20 protein-coding genes are annotated in these 21,062 nt (G+C 35.7%); 10 read left to right on the top strand and 10 right to left on the bottom strand.

Annotation, left to right across the window (positions count from 1 at the left end; translation table 11 throughout):
• Positions 1–9: 9 nt before the first annotated feature.
• The 6 genes from WH188_RS06450 to WH188_RS06425 are packed head-to-tail and all read left to right on the top strand — an operon-like array spanning position 10 to position 4,864.
• The gene (locus WH188_RS06450; protein WP_132770951.1) at positions 10–963 is read left to right on the top strand and encodes a transketolase family protein; all 954 of its coding nucleotides are present in this window, start codon (positions 10–12) and stop codon (positions 961–963) included.
• Positions 964–989: 26 nt separating this feature from the next.
• Complete coding sequence (locus tag WH188_RS06445) at positions 990–1,535, top strand: RNA polymerase sigma factor (RefSeq protein WP_021192487.1); 546 nt, start codon at positions 990–992, stop codon at positions 1,533–1,535.
• A 34-nt stretch (positions 1,536–1,569) separates the two neighbouring features.
• A complete protein-coding gene (locus tag WH188_RS06440; protein WP_021192488.1) occupies positions 1,570–2,394 on the top strand; it encodes a hypothetical protein in 825 nt (274 codons plus the stop codon).
• On the top strand, positions 2,394–2,822 hold the full coding sequence (locus tag WH188_RS06435) for a hypothetical protein (protein ID WP_021192489.1): 429 nt from the start codon (positions 2,394–2,396) through the stop codon (positions 2,820–2,822). The genes WH188_RS06440 and WH188_RS06435 overlap by 1 nt, the downstream gene beginning before the upstream one ends.
• Positions 2,823–2,878: 56 nt before the next feature.
• Complete coding sequence (locus tag WH188_RS06430; protein WP_132770953.1) at positions 2,879–4,066, top strand: aspartate aminotransferase family protein; 1,188 nt, start codon at positions 2,879–2,881, stop codon at positions 4,064–4,066.
• 36 nt (positions 4,067–4,102) lie between these two features.
• Positions 4,103–4,864, top strand: a complete 762-nt coding sequence (locus WH188_RS06425) for an SGNH/GDSL hydrolase family protein (RefSeq protein ID WP_021192491.1) — start codon at positions 4,103–4,105, stop codon at positions 4,862–4,864.
• Positions 4,865–4,915: 51 nt separating this feature from the next.
• Here the strand turns inward: WH188_RS06425 and WH188_RS06420 are convergent, their stop codons facing one another.
• The 5 genes from WH188_RS06420 to thrA form a co-directional block, all read right to left on the bottom strand.
• Entirely contained in the window at positions 4,916–6,118 is a 1,203-nt protein-coding gene (locus tag WH188_RS06420; protein ID WP_168127121.1) for an MFS transporter, read from the bottom strand.
• A gap of 46 nt (positions 6,119–6,164) precedes the next feature.
• Positions 6,165–7,352 carry a class I SAM-dependent rRNA methyltransferase gene (locus WH188_RS06415; RefSeq protein ID WP_132770955.1) on the bottom strand — a complete coding sequence of 396 codons (1,188 nt, stop codon included), beginning with the start codon at positions 7,350–7,352 and terminating at the stop codon, positions 6,165–6,167.
• 141 nt (positions 7,353–7,493) lie between these two features.
• The gene (thrC, locus tag WH188_RS06410; RefSeq protein WP_021192493.1) at positions 7,494–8,801 is read right to left on the bottom strand and encodes a threonine synthase; all 1,308 of its coding nucleotides are present in this window, start codon (positions 8,799–8,801) and stop codon (positions 7,494–7,496) included.
• A 7-nt stretch (positions 8,802–8,808) separates the two neighbouring features.
• Complete coding sequence (locus tag WH188_RS06405; protein WP_168127120.1) at positions 8,809–9,789, bottom strand: homoserine kinase; 981 nt, start codon at positions 9,787–9,789, stop codon at positions 8,809–8,811.
• Positions 9,790–9,844: 55 nt separating this feature from the next.
• Positions 9,845–12,292: a bifunctional aspartate kinase/homoserine dehydrogenase I gene (gene thrA / locus WH188_RS06400; RefSeq protein ID WP_168127119.1), complete on the bottom strand. Its 2,448-nt coding sequence runs from the start codon at positions 12,290–12,292 to the stop codon at positions 9,845–9,847.
• A gap of 548 nt (positions 12,293–12,840) precedes the next feature.
• Between thrA and WH188_RS06395 the strand changes: the two genes are divergently transcribed.
• Complete coding sequence (locus WH188_RS06395) at positions 12,841–13,425, top strand: C40 family peptidase (RefSeq protein ID WP_021188582.1); 585 nt, start codon at positions 12,841–12,843, stop codon at positions 13,423–13,425.
• Positions 13,426–13,530: 105 nt separating this feature from the next.
• On the top strand, positions 13,531–14,043 hold the full coding sequence (locus WH188_RS06390) for a phosphoribosyltransferase family protein (RefSeq protein ID WP_132770958.1): 513 nt from the start codon (positions 13,531–13,533) through the stop codon (positions 14,041–14,043).
• Between the two features lie 80 nt (positions 14,044–14,123).
• On the opposite strand, the gene WH188_RS06385 is transcribed toward WH188_RS06390, so the two are convergent.
• The 5 genes from WH188_RS06385 to WH188_RS06365 form a co-directional block, all read right to left on the bottom strand.
• Positions 14,124–15,590: a lytic transglycosylase domain-containing protein gene (locus WH188_RS06385; RefSeq protein ID WP_168127118.1), complete on the bottom strand. Its 1,467-nt coding sequence runs from the start codon at positions 15,588–15,590 to the stop codon at positions 14,124–14,126.
• Between the two features lie 152 nt (positions 15,591–15,742).
• The gene (locus tag WH188_RS06380; RefSeq protein ID WP_031287456.1) at positions 15,743–15,943 is read right to left on the bottom strand and encodes a Sec-independent protein translocase subunit TatA/TatB; all 201 of its coding nucleotides are present in this window, start codon (positions 15,941–15,943) and stop codon (positions 15,743–15,745) included.
• A gap of 95 nt (positions 15,944–16,038) precedes the next feature.
• Positions 16,039–17,334, bottom strand: a complete 1,296-nt coding sequence (locus tag WH188_RS06375) for a murein hydrolase activator EnvC family protein (protein ID WP_132842951.1) — start codon at positions 17,332–17,334, stop codon at positions 16,039–16,041.
• 103 nt (positions 17,335–17,437) lie between these two features.
• A complete protein-coding gene (locus tag WH188_RS06370) occupies positions 17,438–18,229 on the bottom strand; it encodes a DUF4292 domain-containing protein (protein ID WP_132770961.1) in 792 nt (263 codons plus the stop codon).
• Positions 18,219–19,928, bottom strand: coding sequence for a tetratricopeptide repeat protein (locus WH188_RS06365; RefSeq protein WP_132770962.1), 1,710 nt, complete (start codon positions 19,926–19,928; stop codon positions 18,219–18,221). Before WH188_RS06365 ends, WH188_RS06370 begins: the two co-directional genes overlap by 11 nt.
• Positions 19,929–20,211: 283 nt before the next feature.
• Between WH188_RS06365 and rplM the strand changes: the two genes are divergently transcribed.
• A complete protein-coding gene (gene rplM, locus WH188_RS06360) occupies positions 20,212–20,655 on the top strand; it encodes a 50S ribosomal protein L13 (RefSeq protein WP_021188576.1) in 444 nt (147 codons plus the stop codon).
• Between the two features lie 11 nt (positions 20,656–20,666).
• Positions 20,667–21,053 (top strand): 30S ribosomal protein S9, encoded by a 387-nt coding sequence (gene rpsI / locus WH188_RS06355; RefSeq protein ID WP_021188575.1) that lies wholly within the window; start codon positions 20,667–20,669, stop codon positions 21,051–21,053.
• The last annotated feature ends 9 nt before the right edge of the window (positions 21,054–21,062 follow it).

The following is a 21,062-nucleotide window of genomic DNA, read 5'->3' as shown; positions in this document are numbered from 1 at the left end:
TAGTAAAAAATGAAAAAATATACTTTCACAGAATCAAAAGATACCCGTTCAGGATTTGGTGCTGGATTATTAGAAGCAGGTAAACAAGACGAAAATGTTGTTGCTTTATGTGCTGATTTAATCGGATCATTAAAAATGAATGATTTTATAAATGAATTTCCAGAACGTTTCTTCCAAATTGGTATTGCTGAAGCAAATATGATGGGAATCGCAGCTGGTTTGACAATTGGTGGTAAAATTCCTTTTACAGGAACATTTGCGAACTTCTCAACGGGTCGTGTTTACGATCAAATTCGCCAATCTATCGCCTATTCTGACAAAAATGTTAAAATTGCTGCTTCACACGCTGGATTAACATTAGGTGAAGATGGTGCTACACACCAAATCTTAGAAGATATTGGTTTGATGAAAATGTTACCTGGAATGACAGTTATCAATCCTTGTGATTTCAATCAAACTAAAGCTGCAACAATTGCTGCAGCAAAATTTGAAGGTCCTGTTTACTTACGTTTTGGACGTCCGGTAGTTCCTAACTTCACTCCTGCTGACCAAGAATTTGTAATTGGAAAAGCAGTAACACTAAACGAAGGAACTGATGTAACAATTATCGCAACAGGACATTTGGTATGGGAGGCTATCCAGGCTGGTGAGCAATTAGCAGCGTTGGGCATTGATGCTGAAATCATCAACATCCACACCATTAAACCTTTAGACGAAGAAGCTATTTTAAAATCAGTTGCTAAAACAAAATGTGTAGTAACTGCAGAAGAACACAATCGTTTAGGCGGTTTGGGAGATAGTGTAGCTCAAGTTTTAGCTAAAAACTTACCAACTCCCCAAGAATTTGTAGCAGTAGATGATAGCTTCGGCGAATCAGGTACTCCTGCTCAATTAATGGAAAAATATGGTTTGAATGCGGCAGCAATTGTTGCGGCAGCACAACGTGTTATTAACAGAAAATAAAAAAACAAACATCACAACGTCAATATATGGAAGATGCTTTAATTATTTCAAAATTTGCTAACGAAAGTACGCGCGAAGAAGCATTTAATCAGCTGCTGACCAAATATCAGCAAAAAATATATTGGCATGTGAGAAGAATGGTCATTGATCATGATGATGCAGATGATGTTGTCCAAGACATATTCATTAAAGTATGGCGAAATCTGGCGAACTTCCGTGAGGATTCCCAATTATATACTTGGCTGTACCGCATTGCGACCAATGAATGTATTACATTCTTGAATAAGAAAAAACTTAAGCAGAACGTATCGTTGGATGACGATAGTTCTGCTTATTTAGCAGACTCTTTATCAAGTGGTAGTTACTTTAGTGGTGATAAAGCACAAATGAAATTACAACAGGCTTTATTAACACTTCCAGAAAAACAAAAACTTGTTTTTAACATGAAATACTTTGATGATATGAAATATGATGAAATCTCAGAAGTACTAGGAACAAGTGTTGGTGCCTTGAAAGCATCATATCATTTAGCTGTAAAAAAAATAGAAGCTTTTTTTCATAACAACGATTAAACCTTTTTTGATTTAGGTACTCTAATGATTTATAATGAAGGAAAATAACACATATCATGAGGGAATGGAAGCTAATAATCTACCCGATTCACTGCGTGTAAATCCTTTTGACGTGCCCAAAGATTACTTCAAAGATTTAAATGAATCTTTGATTGCTCAAGTCAAATTGGAATCATCACCAAAAGAAATCCGAGATGTACCCGTTGGCTATTTTGAAAAACTTCAACAAAATATCTTAGGCAAAGTAGCTGAAGAAAAGCTAAAAGATCAGATTAAAACCGATGGCTTTAGTCATCCAGATGATTACTTTTCGTCTTTACAAAATAATATATTACTAAAAGTAACGGAAGATAATTTAAAATCTAAAGTGACTCAAGATGGATTTGAAACCCCATCTTTATATTTCAATGAATTTAACGAGCAGATAGCCGCAAAAATAATTACGGACAATTTAAAACAAGTAGTTATTACAGATGGTTTTGAAGCTCCTAATAAATATTTTGAATCATTAACGGCTAAAATTACTAAATCGATTCATGCAGGCTTGCCATCAGATCTTCCAGCTGAAGTTCCTATTCATTCTATTAAAAGGAAAATTCCTTGGAATAAATATGCTGTAGCAGCATCTCTAGTGGCCATTTTGGGTATTGGAAGTTATTTTGGATTCCAAAATAGCACTCAAGAACAGAAGAATCTTACACATGTGTCAGACCAGGAAATCATTAATTACCTAGCACAAACAGGAAATAGTGATGATTTATTATATGTTGCAAAATATATCGATGATGAAGACATAGTAGGAACAAATGGTAAAATTAAGGACAAAGATATTGAGGATTATCTTAAATACACGTTATAATGATGTCAAAGATTAAGAATATAATTATCATATTTTGTTTCTGTATTGTAGGTCTATCAACCACTTATGCACAGGACAATGAACGTTTTCAAATCATTGAAAATGAAAAAATTGCTTTTATTACAAGAGAATTAAATCTATCACGAAAAGAAGCTCAAGATTTTTTTCCTATTTATAATGAATATTCAAAGGAAATGTGGAATGTTAAAAAAGCTAAAACAGGAAATAGTCCTTCGAGAAATAATCTCCGTGGAAATTCTCGCGATGTTATCGCTTATGATGCAAAAGAACTAGAGATCAAGAAAAATTATCGTGAAAAATTTTCCAAAGTTATTGGAACTTCACGCTCCTCTCAATTTTTTCAAGTCGAACAGGAGTTTCGAGAATACTTGATTAAATCGCTCAATAATCGAAAAAACAATAATTAATACGCATATAAGAAGAAGTCCAAAAGACTTCTTCTTTTTTTTAAACAACTAATAAGATGCTAAATAATCGGGAACTTTTTCTGCTAAATACGGCTCAAACATCAAATTCACCAAGGATGATTGAAATAGCAAAAGCAGAAGGAGTCTATTTATATGGACCAAATGGTGAAGAATATATGGATTTGGTTTCAGGATTCAATGTCAGTAATATTGGGCATAGAAATCCAAAAGTTATCCAGGCAATCAAAGATCAGCTTGAAAAATACTTACATGTTACTGTATATGGTGAATTTGTACAAGCTCCACAAGTTGAATTTGCAACTGACTTATTAGCTGTACTTCCAAAACAATTTGAATCAGTCTATTTTACCAATTCAGGCGCAGAGGCCGTCGAAGGAAGTATGAAGGTAGCAAAGCGCTTTACTGGAAGAAGACAGATTATAGCAGCGAAAAAAGCATATCACGGCAGTACACAGGGAGCATTAAGCCTTATCGGAAATGAAGAATATCATACTGCATACGCACCATTACTTCCCGAAATAGAATTCATAACATTCAATAATAGTGATGACTTATCGCTGATCACAGAAAAGACTGCAGCTGTAATTATTGAAGCTATACAAGGAGAAGCTGGAGTACGTGTTCCTGATATTTCATATATGCAGGCTTTACGTAAACGTTGTAATGAAACAGGAACATTGCTAGTCTTTGATGAGATTCAAACAGGCTTTGGTAGAACTGGAAAGTTATTTGCATTCGAACATTATGATATCGTACCTGATATTCTCATGCTTGCCAAAGGTATCGGTGGCGGTATGCCTTTAGGAGCATTCGTTGCATCGAAGCAAGTGATGGATGTAATCAAAGACAATCCGATGCTCGGTCATATCACGACTTTTGGCGGACATCCTGTTAGTTGTGCGGCCGCAAAAGCATCTTTAGAATTCATCAGAGAAAATCAATTGGTAGAACAAGTTGCTGAGAAAGAACAACTATTCAGAACACTATTACAACATCCTAAAATTATAGAAATTAGAGGAAAAGGATTGATGATGTGTCTACAGCTTGAAACTTTTGACCAGGTTTATAATGTGAGTAATTATTGCGCACAACAAGGAATCATGATTGATTGGTATTTACATTGTGAAACAGCATTGCGTGTAGCTCCTCCTTTGACCATCACAAACGATGAAATTGAAAAAGCTTGTAAAATTATCCTTGATGGTATAGAAAAATATACTTAGTTTTTTTATATTTAGTCTATCAACGTATAACTAAATATGAAAACGAATCGCAGATCATTTATTACAAAAAGTATTATTGGCGCTAGTTTATTAACTAACGCCAATTTATTTTCTGCTCAGGCTGAAAGCCTGGACAACCTAAATAAATCAAAAAGAATAAGTATAAGCAAAGACGATGTAATCTTATTTCAAGGAGACTCAATCACGGATAATGGTCGGGATAGAAAAAATAAAAATGCAAATGACAACTGGGCGTTAGGTTCTGGTTATGCAAATCTAGCCGCCGCGGTGCTGTTAGAAAAATATGCCGATAAAAATCTCAAGATATACAATCGCGGTATCAGTGGAAATCGAATACCAGATTTGCAAAATAGATGGCAAGAAGATACCATCGATATTCAACCCACTATTCTAAGTATTCTGATCGGTGTAAACGATTTTTGGAGAACAAAGGATAGTGGTGCAACAAATACACCAGAACAGTTTAAGAAACAATACCAGACTTTATTACAGCAGACGCTATCAAAATTACCGAACGTAAAGCTGATTATAGGAGAGCCATTCGGCGTTAAAAATGTACAACATGTTACAGAGGACTGGTTTCCCGACTTCGCAGGTTACCAACAAGCTTGTGTTGATATCTCAAAAGAATTTAATGCTTCATTAATTCCATATCAATCAATATTTGATAATGCCGAACAAAAGGCCTCAGGCTCTTATTGGACAACAGATGGAGTTCACACTTCGTTAGCTGGAGCCAGTTTAATGGCAAAAGGATGGCTCGATGTTATAAAATAAATAAAGCGCTCCATGGAGCACTTTATTTATTTTATGTAAAGCAAAGAAGATTTACATCACATCTTTATAAGGTGTTTTTTGTAGATTCGGCAAGAAATATGCAACGACGCCAATAAGCGGTAGATAAGAACATACATGATAAATAAACTCAATCGATGTATGGTCCGCCTGCCAGCCTAATAACGCTGATCCCAAACCACCCATACCAAATGCGAAACCATAGAATAAGCCAGAAACCATACCTAATTTTTTAGGCAACAGCTCCTGTGCATAAACAATGATAGCTGGGAATGCCGATGATAAGATTAAACCTATAATAACCACTAATACACCAGTCATGGTATAATCTGCATAGGGCAATAGTAAAGAAAAAGGCGCGACTCCCAAAACTGAAAACCAAATCACATACTTTCTTCCGAAACGGTCACCAAAAATTCCACCTAACAATGTGCCCGCCGCAACAGCAATTAAGAAGTAAAATAGATACACTTGCGCTTGAATTTCCGTTAAACCAAACTTCTCCATGGTATAAAACTGAAAATAATTAGTAATACTAGCAATGTAAAAGTACTTCGAGATAATTAATAGCATCAGGACAACAACCGTTAGCACTACACGAGCTTCCGATAGATCCGGTATACGCATACCAGCACTTGCATTTTTAGCTCTATTTTTAAGCTTTTCACTATACCAACTGCCAATATAATAAGAAACAATCTGCCCTATGATTCCAATAACACAAAACCAGGCAATAGATGATTGTCCTTTCGGTAAAACAAGATATGCGACGATAATTGGAGCCAGCGCAGTACCTGCATTACCTCCGATCTGAAAAATAGATTGTGCCATACTTCGTTTTCCGCCAGATGCCATATAAGCAACTCGGGAAGATTCAGGATGAAATATCGAAGAACCTATCCCAACCAAAAATACAGCACACAAAATCAAAGCATAACTTGGCGCATAAGCAAAAAGTGCCATGCCCGAAATCGAAAAAGTCATACCGATAATCTGCGAATAAGGCATTGGTCGCTTATCTGTAAACGAACCTACAACAGGTTGAAAAATAGATGCCGCGATCTGATATACAAGCGTTATAATTCCAATCTGAGAAAAACTCAAATGATGTTCTTCTTTTAATAAAGGATAAACTGACGGAATAACACCCTGAATCATATCATTTAATAAATGAGCGAAACTAACTGCGAGTAAAATAGAAAACTCGGGCCTAATCTTATTATTTTGTACTTCCATAACGTAAAAAAGAGGTTCCCCACATTTAGAAACCTCTTTTATTTTTTTAAATAACTCTTACTAATAATCCTTTTAAATATTCCCCTTCTGGGAATGATGCTCTTACCGGATGGTCATCTGGTTGATGAAATTGTCTAATAAACTGTATTTCTTTGCCGGCATCCAATGCTGCCCATGCCAATACTTGCTTAAAAGTGTCAATGTCCATAGCAGAAGAACATGAAAAAGTAGCCAATAAACCTCCCGATTCCAAAAGCAATAATCCTCTTCTATTCAGATCCTTATATGCACGTGAAGCACGTTCTAACGAAGATCTTGAAGGAGCATACTTTGGTGGATCTAATACAATGACATCAAATTTTTGCTGCTCTTCAGCAAATACCTTCAATTGCTTATTCACATCAGATTGGATAGCAACATGTGCTTCTTCACTATATCCATTTAACAGAATATTACGTCTCAACGTTTCAATTGCTAAAGCAGAACTGTCCACAGAAGTAACGCTTGCCGCCCCTTCATGGAAAGCATTTAAAGTAAAACCGCCAGAATAACAAAAGCAATCCAGCACCTTTTTACCCTTCACATATTGAGCTGTTAAAGCTCTATTCTCTCTTTGATCACAATAAAAGCCTGATTTTTGGCCATCTATAATATTCACCTGATAACGAATACCATTTTCAATAATCTCAACAAACTCAGGTGGAAGTTCTCCAAAAAGTAAACCGTTTGTATCCGGCAATCCCTCATGCTCGCGTGATTTAAGATCTGAACGCTCATAAATCCCCTTAGGACTTAATAATTTGTTCAGCTCATCAATAACCACATCCTTGATTCTTTCAACCCCTGCAGCATGAACTTGTATTGAGATATAATCAGCATACTTATCCACAATCAATCCAGGAACAAAATCTGCCTCAGCAAAAATCAACCTTGCAGTATCATTCTTTCCTTCAATCAATAAATGACGGCGTGCTTCAACAGCCTTTTGAATACGCTTGCGCCACCATTGTTCGTTGATCTGTTGATCAGGATGCCATTCTAATAAACGAACAGCTACACGAGATGAATCGTGAAAAAGTCCGAAAGCAATAAACTCATTTTCTGCATTAAAAACAGTAACAACATCCCCGTTATCGGGTGCACCATCTATACGCTTTATTGCACCAGAAAAGACCCAAGGATGAAGTTGCCAAGCTGCCTTATCTTTTCCTTTATTCAGAATAATTTTTTTCATCGGAACAAAAGTACAGGTTTTCAACTTATTTGAAACATCTTGCCACCTAAATTTATCATAAGTTTAAATCTCGATGTTTATCTAAAACTCTTCAAAAAAAGAATATAAATTAAATAGGCCCATTTAAATGAGCCTATTCAACTATTTATGCGTGATTAAGTAATTTTTAAAAACAGCATAATCAACAGGAAAAGCTTCTACAACCTTATCTTTATTGTGTAATTGTTCAACGCCTAAAGGCAATTTAATTTTACTGAATACCTGCTCCGAAATAGCATCCGGAAATTTACAAGGGTGTGCTGTAGATAAAAATACAGATCCATAAGAACCTGGATGTTCACCACGGTAAGCCTGTGATCCCAACCAAGCAATAGCCGTATGCGGACAAGCCACATAATGATAAGTATGGTGCAACTGTTCCATCGCTGCCCGAGTTTCCTTATCTGTATACGTGTATGTGGTGATCATGCCTTTTAAATTATCCAGATTATAATCAAATAAATCTTGAATACGAACCCAGTTACTCGGATCCCCGACATCCATCGCATTTGCTAAAGTTTGTACAGATGGCTTGGGTTCATATTTTCCAGATTTAATAAAACGTGGAACAGTATCATTTGCATTTGTAGCCGCAACAAACTGCTCTACAGGAAGTCCCATTTTGAAAGCCAATAAGCCGGCACCGATATTACCAAAATTACCACTTGGCACCGTAAACACAACTCTGTCCGAGCCTTGCGCTTTCAATTGTGCATAAGCATAGAAATAATAAAATGTCTGCGGGATCAGACGTGCAATATTAATGGAATTAGCCGATGTTAATCTCAGTTGTTCATTAAGCTCCGGATCATTGAAAGCTCGTTTAACCAATGCTTGACAATCATCAAAAGTTCCATCAATTTCAATGGCTCTTATATTTTGGCCATTAGTAGTTAATTGTAACTCCTGAATATCAGACACTTTACCTTTTGGATACAAAATGGTAACACGTGTACCTGCAACACCCAAGAAACCCAAAGCAACTGCTCCGCCCGTATCTCCAGATGTCGCAACCAGTACATCCAATAACTTATCATCTGCACCCGAAAAATACGCCATAACACGACTCATAAAGCGCGCACCAAAATCTTTAAAGGCATAAGAAGGCCCATGAAATAATTCTAATACCGCAGTATCAGAACTCAAAAACTTAACAGGAGCATCAAAATTAATAGCATCGGCTATAATATTTCTAAGCACATCAGCAGGGATATCATCTTCAATAAAAGCTTGAGCTATTGTAAATGCAATTTCTTGAAGCGAATATTGTTGTATATTTTTGATAAAATAGGGATCCAATTGTGGAATCTCCAGAGGCATATAAAGTCCTTTATCTGCAGGTAGTGAATTAAAAACTGCATCTTTAAAAGAAACACGTAATGCTTTATTATTGGTACTGTAAAATTTCATAATAATCTTAATTTAATACTTTAGGTCCATCAACATTAACACCCGATACATATCCATAACTTTCAATCTCTGATTCAGCTAGATGAGCCTTGATCTGTTCAACGATCTGCTTCGCCATAGCCTTATCCCTTGTGATTGCCACAACAGAAGGACCTGAGCCAGAAATGCCAAAACTCAATGCACCATTTTCTAATGCAATTTGCTTCATTTCATAAAACTGAGGAATCAAAATGGCCCGAGTCGGTTCGATCAATACATCCTGCATACTTCGCGATATGAGATCATAATCATTTTTAAAGAGCCCTGCTACAAGTCCTGCAATATTCCCCCATTGAATTACGGCATCTTTTAACAACACCTTTTCTTTAATCAATTGGCGTGCGTCACGGGTAGGAACATCAACCTGTGGAAATACCACAGCAGCAACTAATTCTTCCGGTACAGGCAAAGGAATGAGATCCAGAGGATCATGTCCTCTAATCAAGGTAATACCGCCAAATAAAGAAGGAGCAACATTATCAGCATGACCATGTCCACATGCTAATCGTTCGCCTTCCACACAAAAAGGTAATAGTTCTTCTTTAGAAAGGGGATCGCCCAGCATTTTATTAATAGCAAATAGACCTGCCACAGTACTCGCAGCACTTGATCCCAAACCTGATCCAATAGGCATATGCTTATGTAATTCAATTTCGACTCCCACTCGATCTTCTAAACCCAGATGCTGCAATAGAAACTGTACACAAGCGGACACCGTATTTTTGTCGGCATCCATCGGAAGACGTCCATCATCACCTGTGATTTTAGTGATCACAACTCCTGGTACACTCGTTTTTCGCATGATTACTTCATCTCCTGGTTCTTCTAAAGCAAAGCCCAAAATATCAAAACCACAAATCATATTCGCGACTGTCGCCGGAGCGAAAACATGAATGTGATCCAACATATTATCCAGATTTATCTTTTTCTTCGATAGAGAAGTTTTCATATTTAATATTTATTACTGTTATCCAATGCAATAACAGGTCTAGTGAAACTTTTGATTATGCGCCAACATTTACTAAATCCGCAAATACTCCTGCAGCTGTTACTTCAGCTCCGGCACCAGGTCCTTTGACCACCAGTGGTCTTTCCTTATAACGTTCTGTCGTGAATGAGATAATATTATCACTTCCAGACAGTGCATAAAAAGGATGCTTGTCGTCTACAATCTGTACAGAAATAGAAACAATTCCATCTTCTAATTTTCCAATATAACGGATCACTTTATTTTCAAGACGAGCCTTTTCTTTTAATGCTTCAAAATAACTGTTCTCGTTTTTAAGCTCTTCATAAAAAGACTCCACTGAATCTGCTTTCAAGCATGGTTCAGGTAATATTGCGCCTAAATTGACATCTTCAGCTTCGATTGGATAACCTGCATCACGTGCTAAAATCAACATTTTACGCATAAAATCAACTCCACCTAGATCATCACGAGGATCCGGCTCAGTATAACCTAGAGCCTGCGCTTGTTTTACCACATCATAAAAAGATGCCTCATCTTTAAAATTATTAAAGATGTAAGAGATTGTTCCAGAAAGTATCGCTTCGATTTTAACAATACGGTCACCACTTAACATCAGGTCTTTCAAAACACGCACAATCGGAAGACCGGCACCAACGTTGGTCTCATAGAAGAAATCAACACCATGCTTATGAGCCGTCTCCCGCAATGTTTTGTATTGTTCATATTTTCCTGAATTAGCAATTTTATTACAGGTAACAATTGAAATATTAGATTGGAAAATACCCTCATAATAACTAGAAGGCAATCGACTAGCAGTATTATCTATAAATACACAATTAGGAAGATTGAAACCTTTCATACGTTCCACAAATACCGCTAAATCCGCATCCTCGCCCTGTTCCAAAAGTTCACTGTCCCAATTTGCCAAATCAATACCATCTAGATTAAACAACATTTTCTTACTGTTTGAAATACCAACCACCTTGATTTCAAGATCATTTTTACTAAGTAAGAAATCGTATTGACTCTCCAATTGCTTGAATAAAGTAGAACCAATATTTCCAGTTCCCAGATTAAAAACATAAAGTGTCTTCTTAAGTTCAGCAAAAAAAGCATCGTGAACAGCATTCAGGGCTTTTGATAAATCATTCTTCGAAATAATAACAGATATATTATATTCCGAAGATCCTTGTGCAATTGCACGCACATTAATTCCATTGCGGCCCAATGAAGAAAATAATCTTCCTGACATACCTGGAGTTTTCTTCATATTCTCACCAACAATAGCCAATACAGACAGGTCATTTTCGATTTCCGGATTGATTAATTTATTAGCCTGTATTTCAAGTTCAAATTCATTTTCAATTAAACTCTTAGCACGTAATGCATCTTCTGGATTGACCGCAAAAGTGATACTATGTTCGGAAGAAGACTGGGTGATTAAGACCACATTAATCTGCTCTCTCGCTAATAAAGTAAATAACCTGCCACTAAATCCAGATTTACCGATCATTCCCGAACCGCTCAGGTTAATAACAGATATTTCTCCTATCGAAGAAATACCTTTAATTGGTAAAGTTGTTTTTCCACTTTCAAACTGAATAAAAGTACCTGCGAAATCTGGCTCAAACGTATTACGGATCACAATAGGTATCTTCTTTAGAAAAGCAGGAATCATCGTTGGCGGATAGATGACCTTGGCGCCGAAATAAGAAAGCTCCATAGCTTCTGTATAAGAAAGAACAGGCAACGAAAATGCTTTTTTTACAATCCGTGGATCCGCAGTCAGCATACCATTAACATCTGTCCATATCTCGATTGCAGTAGCATTCAAAATAGAACCAAAAATAGCGGCAGTATAATCTGATCCTCCCCTACCTAAGGTTGTCATACGTCCGTTCTCATTAGAAGCTATAAATCCAGTGACGAACATAAGTTTATCATTGTTTGTTAAATACAATGACTTAACAAGTTGTTCTGTCAACTGATCGTTAACATGAGCATGTCCAAAATGAGAATCTGTTTTAATATAATGAGATGCATCAACAAATAAAGATGCTTCTAAATCCTGTTCCGAAATTTTAGATACCATGAAGGTAGAGCAACGTTCACCATAACTTACAATCAAATCCTTACTTTGCTCACTTAACTCTCTTAATGCATAGATGCCCTGCAATAATTCTTCGATCTCGTTGAAAAACAATTTGAGTTTAGTAAAAACAGGATTTTGGTGTCGCACAACTATTAATGCCTTAATAACATCGAAATGCTTAGTTTCTATCAAAGCTAAATCTTCTTGGAAAGACTTGCCTTCAGAAGCATCAATAGCCATTTTACAAAGTAAATTAGTAACTCCTGACATGGCAGACAAGACGACCAACGGTTGCTCTCCGGAGTTGTACGATTTCTTCACAATGCTAAGTACTGCTTTGATACTAGCTGCAGAGCCCACCGACGTTCCTCCAAATTTTAAAATCTTCATAATATATACTGTTTGTTTGTTTGTTTGTTTGTTTGTTTGTTTGTTTTAAGCATAAAAAAAAACGCCTTCACTCTGAGAGGAAGGCGTTTATGAAATATCTTGTCTACATTTCTATACAACGAAACTACCTCCTCCTAAGTTTTATCCCGGTGGTAATAATAATCGATGTAATAATTATAGAATTTTTCATTGCTGTTGCTTTACTTTCGTAAATATAATGCATTATTTATCAACTATCAAAATAAAATCTCATTTTTTTGATATAAATTTAATAAAACACCTTCTTATATATGAATAACACATTACTACAACAAATCTAGGCACGTATCATTTATCATCACTGTAGTTTAAAGTTTACAATTTACCCATCGGAGTTAAATTGCATCTCAATAAATAAAGTGTTAAAAACGTTAAAAATTCGTTAAATACATGTCATTTTTTTTGCAAAGTAAGATGAGTTGTATTATATTCGCAACAGTGATGTCCAAAATAGTTAACATCCAACAACAAAAAAGAATAAGTTTAAAGTTGTACAAAAAAGCGATTTAATGAAAACAAAGAAAATATTAGCAACAATGCTATTTATAGGCTTATGTCTAGTGTCGCAGGCACAATCAACCAAAACCCAATCTAAACCGGAATCAGACCCGGACAATCTAGCTAAAGAATACTTCTCCCAAATAATGGGTGTTGCGGTTTCAGCAACTACAAATACAAAATTATATCAGTTTGTTTATGAATGGTTAGGAACTCCCTACCGATTAGGAGGTGACTCCAAAAGAGGAATCGATTGTTCTAAATTCTCATTTGAATTATACGAAAAAGTATTCAATACAACATTAGGATATAACAGCCGTAACCAATACTCTCAAATTAAACCTGTTAAGAAAGATGATCTAAAAGCAGGAGATTTAGTATTCTTTAAAATCCGAAGTAAAAGCATTACACATGTTGGAGTTTATATTGGCGATAACAAATTCGCACATGCTTCTTCGAGCAAAGGTGTAATGATAAGTAATTTAGGAGAGGCATATTGGAGACGTTATTACTATGATGGTGGTAGACTACCTGATGACAACAAATCGCTTACAGCCGAAATTATAAATGCTGAGAAATCTGAAAAATTTAATTAATAAATTTTTCTAAATAATATTTTCAAGAGTCCGAATGTCATGACATTCGGACTTTTTTTTGCAAAGAATTTAGTACTTTTACCCGTATATAAATTTAGTACCACTATGTCGTCAAAGAAAACGCTCATATTAGATAAAGAACAGATTAAACAAAAATCGATACGTATCGCTTATCAGATTTTAGAAGATAATTTTGAAGAAAATACGCTTGTATTGGTCGGTATTGCTGATAGAGGTTATGTTTTTGCACAGAGACTGCAAAAGATTCTAGAAGAAATATCGGATAAAGATATTGAGTTACTTAAAGTGACGATGAGCAAAACAAGCCGTTCCCTAAAAGCTGAAACAGATCAACCCATCGAAAATGTTAAAAATAAAACGTTAATACTAGTTGATGATGTACTGAATAGCGGAAGAACGCTTGCATATGGTTTAGGCGTATTTTTGAATGTCCCTATTAAAAAGATGAGAACTGCAGTTCTTATTGATAGAAGTCATCCAAAATTCCCCATTGTAAGCGATTATTATGGGCTAAAATTATCAACGATATTAAAAGAACATGTGGAAGTTAACTTACTAGGCTATGAAGCAGAAGATGATGCTGCATGGCTGGTATAACATCATAAAGCTATAAAAAATAAGCGTCCAACTTTTTATAGAGTTGGACGCTTTATTTTTACAGAAACTTAGGTCGAAATTTATCCCCGATTAATCTTCAATTTCATACCAGGCTTTAACCTCGAATGTGATAAATTATTATCAGCCTTCAACTTAGATAATGACACCCCTTTATTATTTGCGATCTCTGATAGCGTATCACCTTTTTTTACAGTATAAAAAGCAAAATTCGACTTTCTTTGAGTTTCAGCACTTGTTTTCTGAGCTAAACGCGTATTGACACCACTACTGCTAACAATTAATGAAGCACCAGTCTTTACAGAAGATCCCTTTACGTTATTCCAAGCTTTTAAATTTTGAACACTCACATCATATTTCTTCGCTATAACAGCTAAAGTTTCACCTCTTCTAACACGATGTGTACTTGTTTGAGCGCTTCGCTTATTACTCACACGCACATCATCATTCGCTAAAGCCACTACTTGACTAGGAGTTTCTACTGTTGTATTTAAAGCAAGATAAAGTTTATCCTTATTCATATCAGCTGCTAAAGCAGGAATGATCAAACGACGATGTATTTCATCAGAGCCATTAACGATCCCTTTTTTATATGCTGGATTTAACACTTTTAAACTCTCCTCAGAAACGTTTATCGCTTTAGCAACCTCTGCTATCGAAATGAATTTATCAATCTCTAATACCTGCGTATTTAAGGCAATGTCTCCATCCTTAGCTTCAATACCATGATCTTGTGCATATCCTAAAGTATAAGTCATAGCGATATATGCAGGAATATAATTTCTGGTCTCTTTTGGCAGAAAAGGAGCAACTTCCCAAAATGAAGGTTGAATTTTGCCAGATCTTAAAATAGCTCGTTTCACACCACCTTTTCCACAATTATAAGAAGCTATCGCCAACAACCAATCCCCAAATTCAGCATACGCTTCCTTCATATATTTTGCGGCAGCATAGCTTGAAGCAATTGGATCTTTACGTTCATCAACATAATTGTCCATTGTTAAATTATAGATCTTTGCTGTCCCATACATAAATTGCCAAGGCCCTGTAGCACCAACGCGAGAAACATCATGTGGATTTAACGCAGACTCTATAATGGAGAGGTATTTAATTTCTTTTGGAACTCCTACTTCAGCAAGAATACGTTCATAAAGCGGAAAATAATACTGCGCCAATCCTAACATGCGGGACATATGCCCTGCATAATTCTTAGAATTATAAAGATCAATATATTTTCGAACATGTTGGTTATAGTCTAGAGGGACTTCACGTTCTAAGGAATTTAGTTTTCGAACGACAGTTACATCTTCGATATCAAATAAAATTCCTTCTACTTCTTTTTCACCGGCATTTACAAATTTGATACTATCAAGCTGCTGCAGAATAGATGCATTTTCACGATCTATACTCGCTAACATGATTGCTTGAGTAGAATTTCTCATCTCTTCAATAGACTTTTCTTGTGCAAACAGACAACATGTCGTAAATGCTAAGCCAATCGTCAAGAGAGTCTTCTTGCTTTCAATCATCTTTTTTAATTATGGTTGATAAATAGAACCTAAGTAGTCCTTATTACAAAGCATGTATTTTACTACATACCCTCATTAACAATACTGGAAACTGTACAAAATGAAATAAGATTTTACTGCTGTAAAATCTTATCCCTCAAAAACAACATAAATTACTTATTATCAGTTGTTTTCTCTTTAGTATCATCTGTAGAATCCTCTTTCTGTCCGTCTTTGAATTCTTTTACACCTTTACCTAATCCACGCATCAATTCAGGAATCTTTTTACCGCCAAATAATAATAATAATATTACAACGATTATAATTAATTCCTGACCTCCAATACCCATTATTAATAACCCTGATGTCAACATAACTTATAATTTACTGTTTTTCAATATTCACTTTAAGTATATACACTTATACCCTAAAAACAAATGTACATAATAATTTTTATTTCTATATTTTTTTAATTCGCTAACCATGATTGCGGATTCATCGGGATTTGTCCTTGCCAAACCTGGAAATCTAAAACTGGCGCATCTAAATCCGGATCATTAGCTACTGTTCCAATAGCCTGACCTGCTGACACTTTCTGTCCTTTAGACACACTAAAACTAGCTAAATTACTATACACCGAGAAGAATTCACCATGTGAAATAATAATCACCTTCAATCCATTTAAAGTTAACGTACTTGTTACAGTTCCAGAAAACACTGCCTTAACAGTTGCGCCACTAGAAGTTTGTAATTTTAATGACTCATGACTAACTGAGACGTTCCGACCTGTTCTATCCGTACCAAAACTTTGTAATATTTTAGCATTGGAAACCGGCCACGGAAGTCGACCACGGTTGGATCTAAAATCTGCCGAAAGTCGAGCGGCCTCTGGAGTAGCACGTAATACCTCTGAATCCGATTTACGTGATGTAGATTTAGAAGTTTCCTTATCATCAACTTTAGTGTCATTTTTCTTCGCGCTCCTTGCTGCAGCAGCTTCCGCAGCTCTACGAGCAGCTTCTTGTCTTCTACGCTCTGCTTCAATTTCTCTCTTAATGATAGCCTGAATTGCAGATCTTAACTTACGTTCTTCTTTTTGCTTCTGTGTAATATCGCGTTTTACACCTCGTTCAGTCGTAATTAATGAACTCAATTCATTAGAGAACACAGCACGTTGTTGTGCAATAGTTTTCTTCTCTTGCTCTTGCTCATTCAATAACTGCTTATGCTTATTACGATCAGCCTGTAACTGTGCTATTTTTTGCTCAATCTGCTTTTTAGTTCCTTCAATCTCACTTGCTTTCAATTTTCGAGAATCATTGAATTGCTGCAAATATTTTACACGACGAAAACCTTGATTAAAATCCTTTGAAGCAAAAATAAACATCAACTTATTATAGGCATTGCGGTTACGAAAAGCGAACATAATCATCTTTTCATAATCATTACGCATTTTCTCCAACTCCGCTTTCAATTTATCTACAGCGCTGGTATTCGTATTAATCTGGCGATTAATCAAGCTTAATTCAGAACTTATCGTTGTAATTTTCTCTTCACGAAGATTAATCTGACTACTTAAAGCACTGACCTGCTTCTGCGTCAAAATCTTTTCTGTAGTCGTTTCTTTTAGCGTTTTTTGCAATTCCGCTATTTCACGATTTATTTTTTCACGTTTTTTTTCAAGCTCTGCACGAGTCTGCGAAAAACCGATTCCCAGCATCAAAAAAAACGCAGTTAGACTTAGTGTTATTTTCTTTAAATTCATCTATAGTAATCTTTTACTAGCAGTTGAGTCTGAATATAATATGTTCAATTAAATATAGTCTCAAATGCGAAAGTAATAAATCTTAAGGATTATCGTACTAACATTAATTAATTACTTTGTATTTATTGGAGATAGTAAAAGGCATTTCAATAGCTTCATTAAATGAAATTCTGCTGTAATTGAAGTTTGCTTTAATATTCATATCGCCTCCTGAAATCAGTAATTCTAGACCCATCGGAAACAATTGTCCACCTCCATTTGAATAATCTGCATAACTAGCCTCCAATTTCTGTCCTTTTTCAGGCTGCTCCAAACGAAATGAATCTAATCTATTCTGTTGATTAACTAAATATAAGTAAGTCAATGCATTCTTTTGACCACGCAACTGAATTGGTACACTCGTTTGATCAACCTCAAAGTCGGTTGTATTTAACAAATTCGTTGAAAAATTGGCTAAAAACAAATCTTGAACATTTGAAAAAGTTAAATCCTCACTTGCATATTGATACAAGTAACTAAAGGGTTTTGCTATATATTCCCCCTGAAATTTATTTAATATCTGAACACTATCTGGAGTAATCAAAACCCGGCCTATTTCTATACCCAATAATGCCGTAATAGAAATCCAGATTCTTTTATCTTTTTCAATCCTTATATTAGCTGTCACATCGTATGATGACTTTCCTAAATCTATTTTGCTTTTAGCTTTGCCAGAGAACGTAGTAAAGTCCAGATTTGACAACAAAAATTTCTGAACTACCGCATTTTTAGAATCTTCCTTACTGATCGTTTCAACTACCTCAGGCTTACTCTCTACTTTACTCATTTTTTTCTTAGTACTGCAGGATGCCAATACAACAAGCAATAAAAGTGTAACAACAGATTTATTCCACATACGATTTCTTATTTATTTTCTCTCTCAACTTCTCCATATTGGTTTCAGTAGATCCCCCCATAGCCAAAGCACTTTTCCATTGCTTCATCGCTTCTGTTATTTTTTTATTTTTAATCAAAATATCACCATAATGCTCCAATAGGACTGTTGAAGGCGATTTTGAATTTTTTATTGCCTTTTCAATCCAAAGCAATGCATCAGCATATTTACCCTGTTGAAATAAAACCCATGCATAAGTATCTTCCAATGTCGCATCATTAGGTCGTAACTTATTTGCTGTCTCTGCAAAATGAGCCGCATCATCTAAATCCTGATTTCTTAACGCTAAATAATAAGCTAAATTGTTCATCGCACTTACATTTGTACTATCTAAGTTAATAGCCTCTCTATACGCAACATCTGATGCTGCTTCCATTTTAAGCGAATGATAAATATCGCCCAGACCACTATAAATATTTGATTGAAAAATGGCATTCTCATTTTGACCATTATTCAAAGCTGCCTCCATCAAATTTCTAGCTAAATCATAATTTCCTTTCAATGTATATGCGATTGAACTGAAGTACAAAATAACAGGATTATTGGGAATATTGTGTAAAGCTTCACCGCCATGTTCTATAGCTTGATCATATTGCTCCAACGCCAAATCAACATTCATGAGCATACGCCATGCATCAATTTGATAAGGATTGATACCTACTGCAATAGAAAAGGAAGACTGTGCCCCAACTAAATCATTACGCATCCAATTCACCTGCCCCTTAGCCACATGACTTTCTGCTACGCGAGGATGTACATCAACCAATATATTAGCTAATTCTTGTGCCTGGTCGAATGAAAATCCACTATTAGGAGCTAATAAAGATAAGATAATTCTATTTTTTTCCGAGAAATCAACACTTTTAGATAAAAAGGCTTGTTTTAAGTAATCATAAGAAAGCTTAGCCTTCCCAGACAAACGGTACTCATCAGCCAGATCTAAAAATAAGTAATCGTCTTTCGCATTCGCAACACCGGTATTTAATATCGCAATAGCTTTTTTAGGATCTTTAATTCCACGATAAGCCTGTGCCAATTGACTGTACACCTGTGCCAAAGGAGATTTTTTAATTGCCCAAGGTTCAAGAACCTGGATTACAGCAGGAAAATCATCTTTTGACAATAGCAAAGTAGCACCTATAACGTCAAGCGTATCGGTAGCTCCCGCTCGCTCTCTAACATCCTTATATAAAGCAAAAGCCTCATCTTTTTTGTCACTGTTAAACAACAACATAATCTTCTCGCGATTCAAGGCCGCAATGTTGACCTTCTCCTTTGTCATCAGCAGATCCAATGAACGGATCGCACTAGGGAGATCACCTTTTCCTTTATTAACATCGATATTGAAACTTAAATATTCATTTTTAGGATTAATTTCCAAAGCTTTATTTACTTCCTCCAAAGCACGATCAGCATTACGCATCTGTCCAAATAAAACGGCTTTAGTAAAATAAGCATCATCAGCATTAGGATATCGCGTAGTAATGGCATCCAAAGAATCCATGGCCTGCTTGAAATCACCGTTCCTCAAAAAAACTTCAATATTTTTTAATTGTTGCGAATAAGGTTTTTCTTGCTTGCTCTCCTGTGCTGAAACCCTTTGTCCAACCGTAGTTAACAATGTTACCAATAGCGCGTATTTCAAATATTTCTTAAACATAAATAATCCTTCTCGTTCAACAATTACTGTATTAATATGTTGCAATATACTAATAATGGACAACTGTTAAATAGTGCTATTGCATTTCAATAGGTTATTTTTTGATGATTATGACATTACCCGGCATTTAAATTAATCTTAAGTGCTTCAGATTAAAATGAAACTGTCTAAAATAAAGTAAAATAGATTTTCGTAATCAAGAAATTAAAAGTACCTTTGCAGACCCTTGAGACACAGGGAAAAGAAGTGAATAAAATTTTATTAATTATTTAATTAAAAGCAAGTGAATACGTTAAGTTACAAAACTGTCTCTGCCAACAAGAACACCATCAACAAAGAATGGATCGTTGTTGATGCTGAAGGCGAGATTTTGGGGCGCTTGGCAAGCGAAATTGCGAAAGTAATTCGCGGAAAGCACAAGCCATCGTTTACCCCTCACGTAGATTGCGGAGATAATGTTATCGTTATCAATGCAGAAAAAATTAGATTGACAGGTAATAAATTGGGTGACAAAACTTACGTTCGCTACACGGGATACCCGGGTGGTCAACGTTTCATCACTCCAAAAGAATTATTGGCAAAACACCCTGAGCGCGTTATTGAAAAAGCTGTTCGTGGTATGCTTCCTAAAAACCGTTTAGGTCGTCAATTGTTTAAAAACCTTTATGTTTATGCTGGAACTGAGCACAAACAAGAGGCTCAAAATCCAAAACCAGTTAAATTTTAAGGAGAATCGACATGTCAACAACTAATACTTCAGGAAGAAGAAAAACTGCTGTTGCCCGCATTTACTTAACTGCTGGTAGCGGAGTCCTTACAATCAATGGTAAAGACTACAAAGAATATTTCCCAACATTGCCTTTGCAATACATTGTTACTCAATCATTAGAAGTAGCAGGTCAAGCAGGGAATTTTGATGCGAAAGTGAACGTTAATGGAGGTGGTGTAAAAGGACAAGCTGAGGCTGTACGTTTAGCTATTGCGAAAGCATTAGTTGAATTAGACCCAGAAGTTAAACCAGCTTTACGTGCTAAAGGTTTAGTTACACGTGATGACCGTATGGTTGAGCGTAAGAAACCAGGACGCAAGAAAGCTCGTAAGAGATTCCAATTCAGTAAACGTTAATCAAAGGAG

This window comes from Sphingobacterium sp. MYb388, from assembly GCF_037479535.1.
Lineage (GTDB): Bacteria > Bacteroidota > Bacteroidia > Sphingobacteriales > Sphingobacteriaceae > Sphingobacterium > Sphingobacterium anhuiense.
Note: the sequence above shows the minus strand (reverse complement) of the source record. Positions and strands in the feature narration are given on the sequence as shown.